This window comes from Photorhabdus kayaii (assembly GCF_025384895.1).
GTDB classification, from domain to species: Bacteria; Pseudomonadota; Gammaproteobacteria; order Enterobacterales; family Enterobacteriaceae; genus Photorhabdus; species Photorhabdus kayaii.
Genome location: NZ_JAJAFZ010000029.1, coordinates 1 through 22063 on the forward strand (window position 1 = coordinate 1; position 22063 = coordinate 22063).

Consider the following 22063-nt stretch of genomic DNA (forward strand, 5'->3'; position numbering starts at 1 on the left):
ATGTGTTTAAATAAGCGGTGTTGCATGAGTTGTAAAGCGTTGATGAAAAACCGAGTCAATCATTAAAGAAAATCGATAAACCTTTAGGTTGACTAAATGAGCAGTATTAAACATGACGAAATAATCAGGCATTGAGCTTAAATATTATTAGCCTCTCGGTTATCTGCTCTGGCTTTAACGTTGAAGCGTTAAATACCGGAAAAAGAGAAAACCTTAACATCAGTTTAATGAAAGTGGGCAAGTTAACTGCGTATCAAGAAACGAAAAAACGTCAGGTTGATAAAAACTCCGCAATGAAAACCCGCTTTTGCTTTAAAAAAACAGGCCCTCCAGGAATGATAATGGTTTTACCGATGCCATCTCTTTTAACATGGTTAACTTTCTCTTTTGACTTGTATTTCCAGTTATTAGTGAATGCAAGTGTTTTTTATCGGTAATTAACTCATCTGAGGATTTAAAAAGCAGGTATCCCATTAATGCCCGCTTTTTAAAAAGTACAGAGTAAATAAAAAGATTTATTCCCTGCTATGATGATTTAAAAGTGAGTATACAGAGAGATTAAAGACTTATATAAAAGGAAAATATGGATTTAACGCAATATACCCGTTATCTTTCAAGTTGCCTCTTTGTTGGCTGCACTCTCTCACCCCGGTCACATAGTTATCTATGCTCCCGGGGATTCGCTCCCTTGCCGTCGCGATGCATCTTGAAATCCATAGGGTATAGATGTACTTTTTATAAAGGCAGTTAATTATATTTAATCAAATGCTATTAACCATTACACAGAGAGCCAAAAAGAAATCAGTAGGTAAAATAATATTACCCGACCTGTTGAGATTAATGGGTTTTCTCACTGTTATTTGACTCAGCAAGCTATAAACATAACGCAATAAAAAAGGGGATAAAACGGTTAATGTGGCAGGATTTAATTTCTAAACAGCGCATTGATTATCCGAAAAAGAATATATAAATGGGTATCTGTAATATTATCAGTCTAAATAGCCTCAGCAAAGATAAAAAGCGGGTACGATTAATGTTTGTTAAATGTAAAACACGATATGCCATGATGATTAAACTGAATAAAAATCAGGTAGTAAACGTGATAAAAACAACGGTTAAAACCTGATACCGATTAAAATCAGAGATTAAAACAATGTTTTTAAAAACAGTTTAAAACCTGCCCACCATAAAGCTATCAGTGAAAAATGAAAATCGGCTTTGTTTTTATTAATGCTTATGCACCTTGGGGAAAAAAGATAAACAAGAAAGATAATCCGGTATTAAGAAACACACCGGATTATCATATCAAAGTTAACTTATTCAAAACTCCTGACTATATCAGTATTACGATGTCTCCTCATCACAACTGATTGCCAGCATCCTATTAACAGCCTGAGCTAAAGCGGTTTTATTCTCATCATCCTCCAATAAACTAAAATGGTTACCCGGTATCGCAATCAACTCAAGCGAAGCATCAGGCATTATTTGCGCCCAACCCAACGATGGTTCTATGCTCGCGGATTCTGGCTGTTCATCCGTCATAAAAGATAAAGATATAGCGGGGGAAGGTTCTACCGCATGGAACTGATGTAGCGTTATTGCTAATGCCGGCGGCTCATAATCCACAACTATTTGTGCGTAACGCGCGATCTGCCCCCAACGTTTTGCGATCACATCAGCACTCAGATTTGCAGGATATAACGCCAATTCTTGTGCCGCGGCAATAAACTGCACAAAATTCAACTCATCGATTCTCCGGTATAACTCCGCAATCTCTTCCACATGCTCCTCCCCCGACAGCCGGGCCAGTTCAATAAAGAACCGATATTTAGGTTGTATGATCTGTTCCCCTAAATAGTGAGGCGCAGGTGTATCAATCAACCCCAGGAAATTGACCATTTCACCGGCATGCAAAAGCTGCTGGGCAATCGCATAAGCCAAGATTCCACCAGAAGAGTAGCCACATAGCCGATAAGGGCCTTCCGGTTGAACAGCTTTTATCAAGGTGATCATTCTCGCCGCTTGCTGTTCCATCGTTGTCATCGGTTCTTCATTAATAGACGGCCAAGGCAACGCATAAATCGGGTGATCCGACAGGATATGTCGAGCCAGCCCGAAGACATAGGAGTAATCCCCCATGCCGCTCGGAACAAAGAACAGCGGCAGCCCTGTCCCATCAAGTCGTACCGATATGGCGCTGTTTTGCGGCTGAGACAACAAGTCTGAGGTGATTTTCGCAGCCAGTTCAGCCAGCACCGGGAATTGGAACACGGCATTCAATGTGCAAACTAAACCCCGACCAGCGGCAAGATTTATCATTCGCATGGCAAGCAGTGAATGCCCGCCCAACGTGAAGAAGTTGTCATGCCGGCTGATTTGCTCAACCCCCAGCAATTCACACCAGATAGCCGCCAATGCAATTTCCGCTTCTCCTTGTGGCGCTTCATAAATCTGACGGGCGAAAGCTTCACTGTCCGGAACCGGCAGTGCTCGGCGATCCAGCTTACCGTTCGGCGTTAGCGGGAAAGCATCCAGACGCACAAAAGCGGATGGCAACATATAGTCAGGTAAAGTTACACTCAAGTGAGTACGCAGGTTATTAGCCAGCCCCTCATCCGCCGGCACCACGACATAGGCAACCAGTCGTTGGTCTTGACCTTGCCCCAATGCCAATACTACAGATTCACTCACCGCCGGGTGTTCCACCAATCGAGCCTCAATTTCTCCCGGTTCAACGCGGAATCCTCGGATTTTAACCTGCTGGTCGTTGCGGCCCAGGAATTCCAGGTTGCCATCCGGCAGGTAGCGAGCTAAATCCCCGGTGCGGTACATGCGGGCATCCGGTCGATCACTAAATGGATCAACCAAGAAACGTTCCGCCGTCAATTCCGGCCGATTCAGGTAGCCGCGAGCGACACCAACTCCCCCAATGTAAAGTTCACCCGTGACACCCATTGGGACAGGTTCCCCGTGGGTATCGAGAATATAAATTTGGATATTGGATATTGGGCGGCCAATCGGTACGTTATCGGCAAAACAGCTCAGGTGATTGACATCAAACACGGTACAACCCACGACGGTTTCGGTTGGGCCGTACTCGTTGATGATGCGTGATCCTTGCGATAATGTTCGCCAAAGTGCAATAGTGGAACCAGGCAGTGCCTCTCCACCCACGATAAAGCAATGCGCAGGACATTCTCGTCCCTCGGTTTTCAATTTCTGCCCCATTGCCGAAAGATGACCAGGAGTAATTTTAACCAAAGCACCCGATTCCATTGACAACAATGCGGGAAGCAATTCAGCCAGCTCCTGCCCGTCACGGAGCAAATGGATCTTGCCGCCACACAGTAAAGGCAGGTAAAGACTGGTGACCGTGGCATCAAAGGCTATCGATGATGAAACAATACTATTGCATTGCTTTTCGGTTAGGTAATCACCCCGCGCCCATAACAGGTAGTTACAGACACCACGATGTTCCAACATCACGCCTTTCGGTGTCCCGGTCGAACCCGAGGTATAAATGACATACGCCAGATGTCGTGAAGTTAGCGCAGGTATTTGCGGGTTGTAGTCCCGCTGGTTGAACAGTGCATTTGGGTCAAGTACGGTGAGTTCCGCCAGTGCCTTCTCACCCAACGCAGCACACCCGGCGTTATCCGCCAGCAAAATAACCGGCGCGGCATCGGTCAGAATATGCGCCAGACGCTCCCCGGTATAGACTGGGTCCAGCGGCACATAGGCACCACCGGCTTTCAGTATTGCCAATATCCCCACCACCATTGCCGGTAAACGTGACACGCAAATCGCCACTCGCTGATCCGGCTCTACGCCCAGCGCAATAAGCTGATGGGCCAACCGGTTAGCTCGGGCATTTAATTCAGCGTAACTGAGAGCCTGACCTTCATGCACTAACGCTATCGCGTCAGGGGTTTGCTCCACTTGCTGTTCAAACAATTGATGAATACACAATGTCTCAGAATAGGCGGTTTCCGTGGCGTTCCAAGTTTTCAGCAACAGTGTGCGCTCCGTTTCCGGCAGAATGCTCAATGTCCGTACCGGCGTTTCCGGGGTCTGTTCCAACGCGACTGCCAAACTCTCCAGTGCCTGTTGCATATAGCCGCATACCCGTTCCGGTTCAAACGGCTGGGCAACTTGAACGGTTAACCCCAAGGATTTACCAAAATCCTCCACCGACAGCACTAACGGATAATTGGTTCGCTCCTGCGCATCAAGGAATTCAATGCCATTTACAAGTTCATCCAATGTTGTCGAAGATGCATTATGCCGATAATTCAGCAAGCTACTAAAGAGAGGGATCTCACCTTGTACGCCACTGCAACGCTGAGCCAACGCCAGTGAAGCATGTTCGTGTTCCAGTAATCCGGCCAGCCGGGTATGGGCGGCCTGCACACTCTCCTGTACCGGTGTATCATCAATGTCCAGCCGTAACGGTAAGGTATTGATAAACAGCCCCATCCCGTTGTCAGCCCCTTCTCCCGCCGCCATGCGCCCAAACAGCACGGTACCGAACACCACTTGCTCTTGATCGCTGGTGTGCGACAACACCTGCGCCCAAGCCAAATGACACAACGCCGCCAGACTGACCCCCAAACGCCGGGCCTGACCACGCAGACGGTCATTCAATTCTGGCGCCAGCATCCAGTGAGATTCCGTTACCTGTGAACCATCACGATGCACCTCCGTCAATCCGAATGGCAGCGTGGGTTCGTCCACCTCCGCCAACATCTCGGTAAAGAAACGGGTATGTTCCTCCTCACTCATCCCCAACCGGGCTTCAGCCACTAAATTACGGAAAGAGACCGGGGAAGTCAGGCTGTCTTCCCGTTCGGCAAGATACGCCTGAACCTCGCTGTTCATCACGTCCAACGTGGTATGGTCGCCAATCAGGTGATGCAGCAATTGCAGTACAATCCAACGACCATCAGTCTCCTGAGCCACCATAAACCGCATCAACGGTGCTTGGTTCAGGTCAAGACGGTAACGACGAGGATTAAAACGTTGAGCCAGTTGTTCACCAATCGGCCCATCCGCCGGGTCTAAATCCAATTCAGTCACCGATAAAGGCGCCTGACGCCAGACCACCTGAGCCGGCACAGACAACTCTTGCCAGATAAAGGCGGTACGCAGAATATCGTGACGATCAACCACCTGTTGTACCGCCGCCAGATAACGGTCTAGCAGAGTCCGATCAGCGAAGACCATCTGGCCGGCTAACAAATAGGGATCGCCTTCGTTTGCCAGTAAGTGGTGGAACAAAATACCGTCCTGCAACGGCGATAGGGCATAGATATCCTGAATGTTGGTCACCCCGCCCGGCACTTGCCTGACGATGCGGTCAATGTCGGCTTGAGTCAAATCAATCAGCGGCAACATCGCCGGCGTCAACGCTGTCGTTGTCGGCGTAATGACGTTAGGCGGCACGATCACAGCTTGATGCTGCCCTAACGTTTGCGCCAAGTCTGACAACATCGGCGACTGGAACAGATCACGCGCCGTCAGTGACAATCCCAAGTGACGCATGCGCTCAACCATCCGTATCGCGAGCAACGAATGCCCCCTAGGGCAAAAAAGCTGTCATGGCGACTTATTTTCTCAATGCCCAGTAATTCACGCCAAATCGCTGCCAGCGCGATTTCTGTTTCTCCCTGAGGCGCGGCGTAAACTTGGTGGACAAAGGCGTCATTGTCCGGTGCCGGCAACGCTTGATGATCCAACTTACCGTTAGCCGTCAATGGAAAAGCGTCCAGCCGTACAAAAGCTGACGGCACCATATAGTCAGGCAAAATAGCATTCAGATGAGCACGTAAGTTGTTCACCAGCCCCTTATCCGCAGGTGCCGCCACATAGGCCACCAGCCGTTTCTCCTGCCCTTCGCCGCGTGCCAACACCGCCGCTTCACGCACCGTTGGGTACTCGGCCAACCGGATCTCAATTTCCTCCGGTTCAATACGGAAACCACGGATCTTAACCTGCTGGTCATTACGGCCCAGGAATTCCAGATTGCCATCCGGCAGATAACGCGCCAAATCCCCGGTGCGGTACATGCGGGCATCCGGTTGATCACTGAACGGATCAACAAGGAAACTTTCGGCGGTTAATTCAGGCCGATTAAGATAACCACAGGCTACCCCATCACCTCCCACATAAATCTCTCCGGTCACCCCCAACGGCACCGGCTGACCATACTTATCCAACAGATAAACCCGCGTGTTGGCTACCGGCCGACCGATAGGAATGCGGGCGGCTCCCGATGTTAATGCAGTGATACGGTATGTGGTCGTAAAAGTGGTGCCTTCACTTGGCCCATAGCCATTTAATAGCCGTTGTGGCGGATTGGTGTTCAGTACCCGACCAATAACATGGGGATCAAGGGCATCTCCGCCGACAATCAGGAGCTTTATCTGTGGAAGAATCGGAAGCAACTCCGTTGCTAGCTGGTTAAACAATCCGACACTCAACCACAGAACGGTCATTCGCTGACCCCGTAGAGTCTGTACAAACGCCTGCGGCGTCAACAAAGTGGCGTGATCGATAACCACTAACGCGCCACCATTGAGCAATGGCGCCCAGACTTCAAACGTACTGGCATCGAACGCCGGATTAGCGGCAAAGGCTACCCGATCCTCCGGCCCAATTTCTGCATAGCCATTATTAATAACCAACCGAACCACCGCACGATGCGGCACCAAAACCCCTTTAGGTGTGCCGGTAGAACCGGAAGTGTACATGATATACGCTAACTCGGTGCTGGAACGCGGTAAGTCAAGGTTGCGACGATCTTGCTCGTGAACCGTATCTGTCTCATCCAAGAGACGAAGCAGCGGCACAGTTAAGTTAGCCGGAATATCCGCCCGCGTATCGGTAAGCAACAACTTGGCTGAACAATCACTGATCAGCCAGTTTTTCCGCTCATCCGGCACACTAGGATCTATCGGCACGTAAACGGCACCAGCTTTGAGAATCGCTAATTGGGCTACCACCAGTTCCATTGAGCGTGCTAGCAAGAGCGCAACATAATCACCGGAATACACCCCTTGTTCAATGAGCTGACGAGCCAACCGGTTAGCGCGGGCATTTAATTCGGCATAACTGAGGGTCTGTTCGTCATACACTAATGCTGTCGCGTCAGGGGTTTTCTCCACCTGTTGTTCAAACAACTGATGAATACATAACCTCTCAGGATAGACGGTTGCCGTGGCGTTCCAGGTTTCCAGCAATAACGTGCGCTCCGCCGGAGAAAGGAGATCAATTTCCCTGACCGACTGTTGAGGGTTAGCCACCATCGCTTGCAGTACCGCATGCAGATATCCCACCTGCCGCTCCATTGTCTCTGAATCAAACAGGGCCGTGGCATAACTCAACGCCCCCACGATCCTGCCCTCCTCTTCTGACAAGCCCAGTTCAAGATCAAACTTGACAACATCAACGACTTGATCGACTGGTGAGACGGCCAGCTTCGGCAGTTCCCAGTCCGTGCTTTCATTGTTTTGCCAGGCAAATATCACCTGGAACAACGGCGTATGCGCCAACCGGCGCGGCGGCTGTACAATTTCCACCACCTGTTCAAACGGTAAATCTTGATGCTCCTGGGCCGCTAATGCGGTTTGTCGAACTCGCGCCAGCAACTCAGTCACGGTCAGATCACCCGATACATCCATGCGCAATGCCAGCGTATTGACAAAGAAGCCAATCAACGGCTCCACTTCCTGACGACTACGGCCCGCGCTCGGTGTGCCAATCACCACATCGTCCTGACCTGACAAACGTGACAGAACCACCACCCAGGCTGACAACAACGTCATAAATAAGGTGACGCCCTGCTGCTCACTCAGACGTTTCAGGGCCGTTGTTAATTCCACATCCAGATCAACCAGCACGGCATCGCCGGCAAATGACTGCTCCAGCGGGCGAGGCCGATCCGTAGGCAAATCCAACAGAACCGGCGCGTCAGCCAACATGGCACGCCAATAGTCAGATTGAGCCTGAATACGCTCAACCGACAGCCACTGACGCTGCCAGGCAGCATAATCCGGGTATTGAATCGCCAACGGCGGCAAGGGATCGGGTTGTCCGTCCATAAACGCCATATAGAGCGTGTTCAGTTCCTGTATCAGCACATTGGCAGACCAGCCATCGGAAATAATGTGGTGCAAAGTCAGCAAAAACTGATATTCGTCATCGGTGATCCGGATGAGAGCCGCGCGGATAAGCGGGCCACTTTCAAGATCAAATGATGCATGAGCCTCTTCCACGCTCAAACGCTCAAGGACTCTATCAGCATCTGGAATCCTACGCAGGTCATATTGAGATAACAGTAAGCCGTTATCCGGTTCCAACAACCGCACTTGCGGCTGACCATCAATAGAGATAAAGACAGAGCGTAACGCTTCATGACGGGCAAATAAGGTATTCAGCGCTTTTTGCCAAGCCACGATATCCAGTTGTCCAGATAAACGCAGGGCCATCGGGATATGATAAGTTTCACTGACCCCCTCAAGCTGCGCCAGGAACCACAAGCGCTGTTGCGCAAATGACAACGGTAACGCCCCCTCGCGGGATATCGGCAGAATGGACGGCAGGAGCGTGTCCGACTGCCCCATCCGGGCCTGCATGACCTCCGCAAAATCCCTTAATGATGGAGATTTAAACAGGGTAGTCAGCGGCAGTTCAATACCTAAAGCAGTTACCCGATTCACCACTCGCATCGCCAGTAACGAGTGACCGCCCAAGGCAAAGAAATTATCATGCCGGCTAATCTGTTCAACGCCCAGCAACTCACACCAGACAGCCGCCAGCATCGTTTCTATCTTCCCTTGCGGGGCTTCATAGATCTGACGGGCAAACGCCTCTTCCCCCGGTGCCGGCAACGCCCGACGATCCAACTTGCCATTTGGGGTCTGCGGTAAAGTCTCCAGCCGCACAAAGGCTGCCGGGACCATATAGTCAGGTAAAACCGCACTCAAATATTCACGCAAACGGGTTGCCAACCCTTCATTCGCTTCTGCCGCCACATAGGCTACCAGCCGTTTGCCCTGCTCATCTTCCCATACCAGCACTGCCGCCTCTTGCACCGCCGGGTGTTCTTCCAACCGGGTTTCAATTTCCCCTAGCTCAACCCGGAAGCCGCGAATTTTGACCTGCTGATCGTTACGACCCAGAAACTCCAAGTCGCCATCCGGCAAATAGCGGGCCAAATCCCCAGTAACATACATCCGTGCGCCGGGTTCTGAACTAAAAGGATCGGGTATAAAACGTTCCGCGCTCAATTCCGGCAGGTTAAGGTAGCCTCGCGCCACACCCACGCCGCCAATATACATTTCGCCAACGCCGCCTAACGGGACTAACTGACCGTATTTATCCAACAGGTAAACGCAGGTATTTTTAAGCGGTCGGCCGATAGAGCAATCATCGGCTGGGGATAAAACCTCCTTACAAGTCGCCGTTACGGTATTTTCCGTCGGCCCATAGGCGTTCAACAGTCGGGGCCGGTGGACTTCCCGTACAAACCAATCCTGAATGGCGCTCTTCTTAACCGCCTCTCCACCAATGATAATGAGTCGGAGACAATCCGGTAGCGGTAATGCCTTGTTGTCTCTGGCAATCAGTTCGGACCAGAATAATGCCGGCAGAGACATCACTGTGATACGGTGCTGCCAGGCTAAGCCAATAAACGCCGACATAGACGCCAGCCAACTGTCATCACGCATGACCAACGTGGCGCCATTGCATAATGTCGAGAAACATTCCTCCACTGAAACGTCAAATGCAAAAGAAGCAAATTGCAACATCCGATCTTGCGCCGTCACCGTATAGGTCTCATTAAAGCCCAAATGACGCTGATACACCGCCTGATGTTCCACCATCACCCCTTTCGGCTGCCCGGTTGAGCCGGAGGTATAGATGATGTAAATCAGGTGTTGTGGCGTCAACGCAGCTACCTGCGGATTGTAGTCCGACTGGTCTGGCAAGGTATTCGGATCAAATACCGTCAGCCCGCTCAACGCTTCATCACCTAATGTCGCCCGTCCAGTCGCATCAGCCAACACCACTGACGGCGTTGTATCATTCAGGATATACGCCAAACGTTCTAACGGATAGGTTGGGTCCAGCGGCACATAGGCGCCACCGGCTTTCAATACCGCCAACAGCGCTACCACCATGACCGGTGAACGCGACACACAAATCGCCACCGGCTGGTCAGGTACGACACCCAATGCGATAAGCTGATGGGCCAACCGGTTAGCGCGGGCATTTAATTCGGCATAACTGAGGGTTTGCTCCTGATACACCAGCGCCGTGGCCTTTGGAGTTTTCTCCACCTGTTGTTCAAACAGTTGGTGAATGCATAACGCCTCAGGATAGGCGGTTTCCGCCGCGTTCCAAGTTTCCAGCAATAGCTTGCGCTCCGCTGGGGCTAGGATATCAATTTCCCCGATCGGCTGTTGAGGGTTAACCGCCATCGCTTGCAGCACCGCATACAGATATCCCACTTGCCGTTCCATTGTTGCCGGATCAAACAGGGCGGTAGCATAACTCAGCTCCCCAACAATCCTGCCCTCCTCCTCCGACAAGCCCAGTTCAAGATCAAACTTGACAATATCAACGGCTTGATCGACCGGTGAGACGGCCAGCCCCGGTAATCCCCATTCTGAGTTCTCATTGTTCTGCCAGGCAAACATCACCTGGAACAACGGGGTATGCGCCAACCGGCGTGGTGGTTGCACGATTTCCACCACCTGTTCAAACGGTAAATCCTGATGCTCCTGCGCCGTCAATGCGGTTTGTCGGACTCGCGCCAGCAATTCACTCACCGTCAGCTCACCCGATAAATCCATGCGCAACGCCAGCGTATTGACAAAGAAGCCAATCAACGGCTCCACTTCCCGACGACCACGGCCCGCGCTTGGCGTGCCAATCACCACATCGTCCTGACCTGACAAACGTGACAGAACCACGGACCAGGCTGACAACAGCGTCATGAATAAGGTGACGCCCTGCTGCTCACTCAGGCGCTTAAGGGCTGCCGTTAATTCCACATCCAGGTTAACCGGCACGGCATCGCCGGCAAACGACTGTTCCGGCGGGCGAGGCCGATCAGTGGGCAAATCCAGCAGAACCGGCGCGTCAGCCAGCATTGCACGCCAATAGTCGGATTGAATATGAACCCTTTCAGCCGACAGCCACTGACGCTGCCAGGCGGCATAATCCGGGTATTGAATCGCCAATGACGGTAACGAAGCCGGTTGCCCGGCTATAAACGCGGTATAGAGCGTGCTCAGTTCCTGCATCAATATATCGGCAGACCAGCCATCGGAAATAATATGATGCTGCGTCAGTAAAAATTGATATTCGTCATCGGTGATCCGGATGAGAGCAGCGCGAATAAGCGGGCCACTTTCGAAGTCAAATGACGCGTGGGCCTCCTCCGTGCTCAGGCGCTCAAGGACTTCATCAGCATCCGAAACGCCGCGCAGGTCATATTGAGATAACAGTAAGCCACTATCCGGTTCCAACAGCCGCACTTGTGGCTGACCATCAATAGAGATAAAGACAGAACGCAATGCTTCATGACGGGCAAACAAGGTATCCAGCGCCTTTTGCCAGGCCGCGATATCCAATTGACCAGACAAGCGCAGGGCCATCGGGATATGATAAGTTTCACTGACCCCATCAAGCTGCGCCAGGAACCACAAGCGCTGTTGCGCAAATGACAGCGGTAACGTCTCCTCGCGGGATATCGGCAAAATATTATCCGGTTGACCAGACCGAGTCTGCATAGCCTCAGCAAATACCCTCAATGAAGGGGACTTAAACAGGGTAGTCAGCGGCAGTTCGACGCCTAAAGCGGCTACCCGGTTCATTACCCGCACCGCCAGCAACGAATGGCCGCCCAAGGCAAAGAAATTGTCATGCCGGCTGATCTGTTCAACACCCAGAACTTCACGCCAAATCGCCGCCAGAGCCATTTCCATTTCTCCCTGAGGCGCTTCATAAACCTGACGGGCCACGGCTTCATTGTCTGGCGCCGGCAGCGCTTGACGATCCAGTTTACCGTTCGGCGTTAATGGCAATGCATCCAGCCGTACAAAGGCCGTCGGCACCATGTAATCAGGCAACTGAGCGCCCAGATGTTCACGTAAGCTATTAATCAACCCTTCATGAGCTTCCGCCACCACATAGGCCACCAGCCGTTTTTCCTGCCCGTCACCTTGTGCCAATACCACAGATTCACTCACCGCCGGATGTTCCAACAACCGGGCCTCAATTTCCCCCGGTTCAATGCGGAAACCGCGAATTTTAACCTGCTGGTCGTTACGGCCCAGAAATTCCAGATTGCCGTCCGGCAGGTAACGGGCTAAATCCCCGGTGCGGTACATGCGGGCATCCGGTTTATCACTAAACGGATCGATAAGGAAACGTTCCGCCGTCAAGTCAGGGCGATTGAGGTAGCCACGCGTCACGCCCGCTCCCCCAATATAAATTTCCCCCACCACGCCCAACGGCACCGGTTGACCATACTCGTCCAGTAAGTAAAGGCTGGTGTTGGCTATCGGACGCCCGATACTTTCAATAATCCGGTCACCTCGCTGTATCGGCAACCAGGCAGAATAGGTTGTCGTTTCAGAAGGCCCATAGAGATTGCATAGCCGCTCTATTTGTGTTTCCTGGAAAATCTGTTTAATTAAAGCGCCTTTAAGCGGCTCTCCCGCCAGATTGACAGTATGGACCGACGCCATCAGCGCCTGAGCTTGCAATAACGGTTTCATCGCAGACGGCACGGAGTTGATCAAGGTCACCGGCAGGGCATGCTGCATCAATGACAGCGCATCTTCCACCAGATAAATCGCCGCGCCACGGGACAACGGCATAAAACATTCGAAAATGGACAGGTCGAAATTCATCGACGTTGAGAAAAGCACCTCGCGGATCGCTTCCGTTTCAAAAGCCTGCTGTGCCCAGTGCAGGAAGTTAACCGTATTACGGTGCTCAATCATCACCCCTTTGGGTACTCCCGTGGAACCGGAGGTATAAATCACATAGGCCAGATGCCGCGAAGTCAGCGCAGATACCTGTGGGTTACTGTCCGGCTGTTCAGGCAAGGTATTCGGGTCCAGCACCACGAGTCCGGTCAGCGCTTCCTCGCCCAGTGCAACCCAGCCAGCCTTATCCGCCAGCACCACAGCTGGGGCAGCATCATGCAAAATATGCGCCAGACGCGCGCCGGGATAAGCCGGGTCTAGCGGCACATACGCCCCGCCCGCTTTCATGACCGCCAGCAATCCCACCACCATCGCCGGTGAACGTGACACGCAAATCGCCACTCGCTGGTCAGGGACAACACCGAGTGCAATCAACTGATGAGCCAGCCGGTTAGCGTGGGCGTTTAATTCGCCATAACTGAAGGTCTGCTCTTCATACACTAACGCTGTCGCGTCAGGGGTTTGCTCCACCTGTTGTTCAAATAATTGATGAATGCACAACTGGTCAGGATAAGCGGCTTCCGTGGCATTCCAAGTTGTTAACAACAAGGTACGCTCCGCTTCCGGCAGAATTTCCAACTGTCGTACCGGCATTTGCGGGGCCTGTTCCAGCGCTGTCACTAAACTCTCCAGCGCTTGCTGCATATAACCGCACAAGCTTTCCGGCTCAAACGGCTGCACTACTTGAGCCGTCAGCCCCAGAGCATCACCAAAATCTTCTACCGATAGCATTAACGGATAGTTGGTCCGCTCCTGTGCGCCAAGAAACTCAATACCGTTCATCAAATCATCTGACGTTACCGGCAAAGTATTGTGCCGATAGTTCAGCAAGCTGTTAAAGAGGGGGATCTCACCCTGCACGCCGCTGCAACGCTGGGCCAGCGCCAGTGATGCGTGTTCATGCGCCAATAATCCGGCCAATCGGGTATGGGCAACCTGCACACTCTCCCGTACCGGGGTCTCATCCATATCCAACCGTAACGGCAAGGTATTGATAAACAGCCCCATGCCATTGTCAGCCCCGTCTCCCGCCGCCATACGCCCAAACAGCACCGTGCCGAACACCACTTGATCTTGCCCGCTGGTACGCGACAACACCTGTGCCCAAGCCAGATGACACAAGGTCGCCAGACTAACACTCAAACGTCGGGCCTGACTGCGCAAACGGTTATTTAGCTCAGGCGCTAACATCCGGTGAGATTCAACCACCTGCGAGCCATCACGATGCACTTCCGTCAACCCGAACGGTAACGTGGGTTCATCCACCCCGGCTAACATGTCAGTAAAGAAACGGGTATGTTCTTCCTGACTCATCCCCAACCGGGCCTGCGCCACCAGATTACGGAAAGGCGCCGGTGTAGGCAGGCTCTCCTCCTGACCTGCCAGATACGCCTGCACTTCACGGTGCATCACTTCCATCGTTTCATGGTCGCCAATCAGGTGATGCAGCAGTTGCAACAGAATCCAACGGCCATCAGTTTCTTGTGCCACCACAAAACGTAATAGCGGTGCTTCCCTCAAATCAATACGATGCGGTCAATATCAGCCTGAGTCAAATCAATCAGCGGCAACATTGCCGGCGTCAACTCTGTGGTTGCTGGCATAATGACGTTAGGCGGCACTTTCACAGCCTGATGCTGTCCTAATGTTTGCGCCAGATCTGACAGCACCGGCGACTGGAACAGATCACGCGCCGTCAGTGTCAATCCCAAGTGACGCAAGCGTCCAATCATGCGTACAGCGAGCAACGAATGACCACCCAAGGCAAAAAAGCTGTCATACCGACTTATTTGCTCAATGCCCAATAATTCACGCCAAATCGCCGCCAGCGCTATTTCTGTTTCTCCCTGGGGCTCAGCGTAAACCTGACGGGCAACAATTTCATTGTCCGGCGCCGGTAACGCCCGATGATCCAACTTACCGTTTGGCGTCAACGGAAAAGCATCCATCCGCACAAAGGCCGTTGGCACCATATAGTCAGGTAAAATAGTGCTCAGGTGAGTATGCAGGCTGTCCACCAGCCCGTTATCCGCTGATTCCACCACATAGGCCACCAGCCGTTTATTCTGACCTTCCCCCTGTACCAACACCGCCACTTCACGCACCGTTGGGTGATCGGCTAACCGGGCCTCAATTTCCTTTGGTTCAATGCGGAAACCGCGGATTTTAACCTGCTGATCATTACGGCCCAAGAACTCCAGATTGCCGTCCGGCAGATAACGCGCCAAATCTCCGGTGCGGTACATACGGGCATCCGGGTTATCACTGAACGGATCGACAAGGAAACACTCGGCGGTCAATTCAGGCCGATTAAGATAACCACAAGCCACCCCATCTCCACCTACATAAATCTCTCCGACCACCCCCAGCGGCACCGGCTGACCATAAGTATCCAATAGATAAACCCGCGTGTTGGCTACCGGTCGGCCAATCGGGATGTTGGTCGCTCCCGGTGCGACTGCATTGATACGGTATGTGGTCGTAAAGGTGGTGCCTTCACTCGGCCCATAACCATTTAATAGCTGCTGTGGCGGACTGGTGCGCAATACCTGACCGATGACATGCGGATCAAGGGCATCTCCGCCGACAATCAGGAGCCTTATCTGCGGCAAAACAGGAGACAATTCCTCTGCTAGCTGGTTGAACAATCCGACGCTCAACCACAGAACAGTAATTCGCTGAACTTGTAAAACCTGTACAAATTCTGGCGGCGTCAGCAAAGTGGCGTGATCAACAACCACTAACGCGCCACCATTAAGCAACGGCGCCCAGACTTCAAACGTGCTGGCATCGAAAGCCGGGTTAGCGGCAAAGGCCACTCGGTCATCGGGTTCGATTTCAGCATAGCCATTGTTGATCACCAGCCGGACCACCGCACGATGCGGCACCAATACGCCTTTAGGTATCCCGGTAGAGCCAGAGGTGTACATGATATACGCTAACTCAGTGCTGGAACGCGGTAAGTCAAGGTTAAGGCGATCTTCCTCGTTGTCCGTATCTGTCTCATCTGAGAGACGAAACAGCGGCACAGCCATATCCGCCGGAATATCCACCCGCGTATCGGTGAGCAGTAACTTGGCTGCACAATCACTTATTAGCCAGTTTTTCCGCTCATCCGGCACATTGGGATCTATCGGCACGTAAACAGCGCTGGCTTTAAGAATTGCCAACTGGGCCATCACCAGTTCTACTGATCGAGCGAGCAAAAGCGCGACATGATCACCGGGACATACCCCTTGTTCGATGAGCTGACGAGCCAACCGGTTAGCGCGGGCATTTAATTCGTCATAACTGAGGGTCTGTTCTTCATACACTAATGCTATCGCATCAGGCGTTTTCTCCACCTGCTGTTCAAACAACTGATGAATACATAACGCTTCAGGATAGGCGGTTTCTGTGGCGTTCCAAGTTTTTAACAACAACGTATGTTCCGCTTCCGGCAGGATTTCCAATGCCCGAACAGCCATATCCGGGGCTTGCTCAAGGGCCTCCACCAGACTTTCCAGCGTCTGTTGCATATAGCCGCATACCCGTTCCGACTCAAACGGTTGCACGACCTGCGCGGTCAGTCCCAGTGCATCGCCAAAATCCTCCACCGACAGCACTAACGGGTAGTTAGTTCGCTCTTGTATGCCAAGGAATTCAATACCGCCAATCAGTTCATCTGATGCTGCCGATAAGGCATTATGCCGATAGTTCAGCAGGGCACTAAAGAGCGGCGTACCGCTGGCAACCCCACTGCACCGCTGAGCCAGCGCCAGTGACGCATGCTCATGCGCTAATAATCCGGCCAATCGTGCATGGGCAGCCTGTACACTTTCCCGTACCGGGGTTTCATCGATATCCAACCGCAATGGCAAGGTATTAATAAACAACCCCATGCCGTTGTCGGCGCCATCCGCTGCCTGCATACGCCCAAACAGCACGGTGCCGAACACCACTTGTTCCTGACCACTGGTACGCGACAACACCTGTGCCCAAGCCAAATGACACAATGCCGCCAGACTGACCCCTAAACGCCGAGCCTGACCGCGCAGACGGGTATTCAACTCAGGTGCCAACATCCAGTGGGATTCCGTCACCTGTGAGCCGTCGCGGTGCACCTCTGTCAACCCAAATGGCAGTGTCGGTTCATCCACTTCTGCCAACATCTCGGTAAAGAAACGAGTATGTTCCTCCTGACTCACCCCCAGCCGAGCCTGAGCCACCAAATTACGGAAAGGTACCGGGACAGGCAAGCTCTCCTCCTGACCCATTAGATACGTCTGGACTTCGCGGTGCATCACTTCCATCGTTTCATGGTCGCCAATCAGGTGATGCAGCAATTGCAGCAGTATCCAACGGCCATCGGTTTCCTGCGCCACCACAAAACGCAATAACGGCGCTTCGTTCAGGTCGAGACGATGATGACGCGGATCAAACTGCCGGATTAACTGCTCACTGACCGGACCATCAACCGGATTTAATGTCAGTTCCGTCACTGACAAGGTCGCCTGACGCCAGACCACCTGCGCTGGAACTGACAATCCTTGCCAGATAAAAGCGGTACGCAGGATATCGTGGCGATCAACCACCTGTTGAACCACCGCCAGATAACGATCCAACAGCGCCCGATCAGCAAAGGCCATCAGTCCTGTCAACAGATATGGGTCGCCTTCGTTTGCCAGTAAGTGGTGGAACAAAATACCGTCCTGCAACGGCGACAGAGCATAGATATCCTGAATATTAGCGATCCCGCTCGGCACCTGCCCGACGATGCGGTCAATGTCAGCCTGAGTCAAATCAATCAGCGGCAACATCGCCGGAGTCAGGGCCGTAGTTGCTGGCGTAATAACGTTAGGCGGTACGATCACAGCCTGATGCTGTCCCAACGTTTGAGCCAGATCTGACAGCACCGGCGATTGGAACAGATCACGCGCCGTCAGTGTCAATCCCAAGTGACGCAGGCGTTCAACCACCCGTATCGCGAGTAGCGAATGACCACCCAGAGCAAAAAAGCTGTCATACCGGCTTATCTGCTCAATTCCCAGTAATTCACGCCAAATCGCCGCCAGCGCAATTTCTGTTTCTCCCTGAGGCGCTTCGTAAGTCTGACGGGCAAAGGCTTCACTGTCAGGCGCCGGTAGTGCACGACGATCCAATTTACCGTTCGGCGTTAACGGAAACGCATCCAGCCGCACAAAGGCTGACGGCACCATATAGTCAGGCAAAATAGCTTGCAGATGAGCACGCAGACTGTTCGCCAGCCCGTCATGGGCTTCCGCCACCACATAGGCCACCAGCCGTTTATCCTGCCCTTCCCCTCGTACCAACACCACCGCTTCACGCACCGCTGGGTGCTCTGCTAACCGGGCTTCAATTTCCCCCAGTTCAACGCGGAAGCCGCGGATTTTAACCTGCTGATCGTTTCGGCCCAAGAATTCCAGATTGCCGTCGGGCAGATAACGCGCCAAATCTCCAGTACGGTACAGGCGAGCATCCGGGTTATCACTGAACGGATCGGTAAGGAAATGCTCGGCGGTCAATTCAGGCCGATTAAGATAACCACAGGCCACCCCATCTCCACCCACATAAATCTCTCCGACCCCCCCTAACGGCACCGGCTGACCATAGGCATCCAGCAGATAAACCCGCGTGTTGGCTACCGGTCGACCGATCGGGATATTGGTCGCTCCCGGTGCGACTGCATTGATTCGATATGTTGCCGTAAAGGTGGTGCCTTCACTTGGCCCATAGCCATTTAATAGCTGTTGCGGCGGACTGGTGTTCAGTACCTGACCGATAACATGGGGATCAAGGGCATCTCCGCCGACAATCAGAAGCTTTATCTGCGGCAAAACCGGTGACAGTTCTGCTGCCAGCCGGTTAAACAACCCGACACTCAACCACAAAATCGTTATTTGCTGAATTTGTAAAGCTTGTACAAACGCCTGCGGCGTCAGCAAAGTGGCGTGATCAACAACCACTAATGCGCCACCATTCAGCAACGGCGCCCAGACTTCAAACGTGCTGGCATCAAACGCCGGATTAGCGGCAAAAGCCACCCGATCATCTGGTCCGATTTCAGCATAGCCATTATTGATAACCAGCCGGACTACCGCACGATGCGGTACCAAAACCCCTTTGGGTGTCCCGGTAGAACCGGAAGTGTACATGATATACGCTAACTCGGCGCTGGAACGCGGTAAGTCAGGATTGATGCGATCTTCTTCGCCGCCCGAGTCTGTCTCATCCGAGAGACGAAGCAGCGGCACAGCCAGGTTAGTCGGAATATCCGCCTGTGTATCGGCGAGCAGCAATTTGGCGGAACAATCACTTATCAACCAGTTTTTCCGTTCATCCGGCACACTGGGATCTATCGGCACGTAAACAGCACCGGCTTTGAGAATCGCCAATTGTGCCACGACCAGTTCCATCGAACGCGCTAGCAGAAACGCAACATGATCACCGGGACACACCCCCAGTTCAATGAGCTGACGAGCTAACCGATTGGCGCGGGTATTCAGTTCCATATAACTGAAAGTTTTATCTCCCGCTATCAGTGCCATTGCCTCTGGGGTTTTCTCCACCTGTTGTTCAAACAACTGATGAATGCATAACGCCTCAGGATACGTGGTTTTAGTAGCGTTCCAGGTCTCCAGCAACAACCTACGTTCAGCCTCAGGCAACAAATTAAGCTGCCCCACGGGGGTTTCATCACTCATCCTTTTTGATGACGCCAGCACCTGCAAATGTTCATTCATCCGCAGAATAACTTCTTGGCTCAGGCGATTTTCATCATAGATCCAACGAAAACCGCCCTGCGAATTTATCTGGAACGTCAATAATTCGCCGGCTACCGTCTGATCACAGGGTTTGTCATCCTGTATCACAGAAATGGCGATCTGCCACGGTCGGCTTGTTCTTAATGCCGGGATAGACCGCAGTGAAGGAGAACGGGAAAGAAGATCACGACTAAATGTGCGGTGCCGCGCCAATCGGACAAGCTCGTTATCAATCCAGTCAGCTGCCACAGACCACGGCTTATCAAACGCCACCTCAACAACCATCGGCACCACCGATGACAACCCGGTCAATATATTTGGTTTATCTTCTGCCCCATCCACACACCAGCCGATTTGGAGTTCAGTCTGCTGAGTCAAGCGCGCAAGATAGATAACGAATACCTGCAACAGTGTCTGTAATGGATCTTCTCCAGCATTTTTTAGCCATGGAGGCTGCCAAGGGCTGATTCCCCATCGGGGTTCTGCTTGTTTCCCCATCATTTCAAAAGGCAACTGGAGTGGTTGCAACGAGGCAAGACGCTCATACCAAAATGGTTCACTGGGTGCGAGTGTTTGAAGGGTATTTTTTACATTCTGCGCTTGTTGTGAGGAGAGCAAAGGAAGCTGTTTGCCTGGCCTAAGTTCCGATATATCGGCAAGTTCTCTGGCAGACAACAAATGACCTTCAAGGGTGGCGAATCCCCCAATCCGCACATCCTCACTACCAGTCGTCACCTGCCAGGCATCCTCCTCCACACTAATCAACGTACCGGGTCCCCCCTCAGAGCACGTGTTCAACCGCTGAAGCCAGGAAATTTGTACCGGGCCCTGCCTCAGTAACAGTTTCGGGCAACCCAATGGATTTAAATAATTCTCCCCAAAATCTAATGCCCGCACTAAAGCTGACAGAACTTCTCCCGACTGCTCCCAACATAAATATCCCCCCCAGTCGGGGCGACGTGACTGAGCATAAAAACTCCGTTGCGAAAGATCCTGAAGGTAAGTCACCAGTGCGTCGCGCCCCAGATTCTTCAGTAGTTCAACAAATCCTTTCTGAGCAGCTTGGTAACATTTCAGATTCAACGAGAAAGCATTATCCTGTTCTTCAATCGATACCGGCCATTGCACGGCAATATCGCCGACATCCACACCGCCTTCAATACAGTGCCAGGAGATAGCGTAATGTGTTTCCCTCGCTAACAACGCCCAAGAGGTTGCATGACTGCCCGCATAGCGTGGCAGGGGACTATTATGATAATTAAAAGCCCCGCCACGAATTTGTTCAATGAGCGACATCGGCAGGATGATTGGGTTGACGATTGAGAAAAGCCAATCGACAGGCTGTAATGTGATTTGTTCCTGTAATGCATCAACCGAGTTCACACAAGCAATCCCTTGCTGGGCAGCCCACGTTTGTAGAACAGTATCAGTAGGTAGCACTGCTTGTATGGTATGTCCAGCCGCCAGAATTTGCTCGGCGCAAAACACCGCCAGGGTTGTTCCTCCTACCACAACACATTCTCGTGATGGAATCGATGTATCATACTTATTATGAGTTATATTTTCACATGACATCTGAGAGAGGACTTCGTCTTTAAGAACATTTCCATCTGTAGCAATGTTACCTTTCATCTATTACCTCAACGAATTTGTTAGAAATTTGAAAACTGTCATACCCGACAGCCATCACCAATATTTCTTTCTTACTTCTTACCCCAAAAAAAATAAATACGGACGTATCCAACATCAATTCAAAATATTAAAAAACCGTGCCATCGCTCGATTAACAATGACCAATTAGTCATTTTTTATGCTAATTCCCCTAATAACCGAACAAATAATCAATCTTAATTAAAAAAAATAAAACACCCTCTCCTTGTTCCTATAATGATATTATTGCATTCAATACCGTAAAGAAACTTTACTACGTAAAATTAATATCACCACATATTATTTCACAATAATAAAATAATGTGACATATATAATAATTAACCCAATAAGATATTGATTGTAACGAGATGTATTCAAATGAGATCGTTTTGTGATGTTATTTTTCTGACGCCAAGCGATATTTACCAACACCTGGTGCAAACTGGGATAAAGCTTAATATTATTCAATTACATACTCCTCCCAACATATACCCGTCATCTTTCAAGTTGCCTCTTTGTTGGCTGCACTCACCCCGGTCACATAGTTATCTATGCTCCCGGGGATTCGTTCCCTTGCCATCGCGATGCAACTTGAAATCCATAGAGTATAAACAATTACCTCTAAACAATTAGCGCTAAACAATTAC

Annotated in this window: 4 protein-coding genes and 1 pseudogene; 1 reads left to right on the plus strand and 4 read right to left on the minus strand. The window is 51.5% G+C overall.

Annotated features, from left to right (window positions below):
• Nucleotides 1-131 precede the first annotated feature (131 nt).
• Nucleotides 132-437 (plus strand): hypothetical protein, encoded by a 306-nt coding sequence (locus tag LGZ98_RS12460; RefSeq protein ID WP_228902707.1) that lies wholly within the window; start codon nucleotides 132-134, stop codon nucleotides 435-437.
• Between the two features lie 907 nt (nucleotides 438-1344).
• Here LGZ98_RS12460 and LGZ98_RS24250 read toward each other — a convergent pair.
• From LGZ98_RS24250 to LGZ98_RS12475, 4 genes and pseudogenes are all read right to left on the minus strand, one after another.
• On the minus strand, nucleotides 1345-5568 hold the full coding sequence (locus LGZ98_RS24250; RefSeq protein WP_390904680.1) for a non-ribosomal peptide synthetase: 4224 nt from the start codon (nucleotides 5566-5568) through the stop codon (nucleotides 1345-1347).
• Complete coding sequence (locus LGZ98_RS24430; RefSeq protein ID WP_449301183.1) at nucleotides 5517-8633, minus strand: non-ribosomal peptide synthetase; 3117 nt, start codon at nucleotides 8631-8633, stop codon at nucleotides 5517-5519. The genes LGZ98_RS24250 and LGZ98_RS24430 overlap by 52 nt, the downstream gene beginning before the upstream one ends.
• A 6-nt stretch (nucleotides 8634-8639) precedes the next feature.
• Nucleotides 8640-21397 (minus strand): annotated as a pseudogene (locus LGZ98_RS24435) (amino acid adenylation domain-containing protein); the annotation flags it as partial.
• Between the two features lie 521 nt (nucleotides 21398-21918).
• Complete coding sequence (locus LGZ98_RS12475) at nucleotides 21919-22059, minus strand: hypothetical protein (protein WP_262978136.1); 141 nt, start codon at nucleotides 22057-22059, stop codon at nucleotides 21919-21921.
• Nucleotides 22060-22063: the final 4 nt, after the last annotated feature.

What these genes read in the sequence shown, in the direction of transcription:
- LGZ98_RS24430 (WP_449301183.1), bottom strand. Translation starts at nt 8,633, where the DNA reads ATGCAGGCCCGGATGGGGCAGTCGGACACGCTCCTGCCGTCCATTCTG.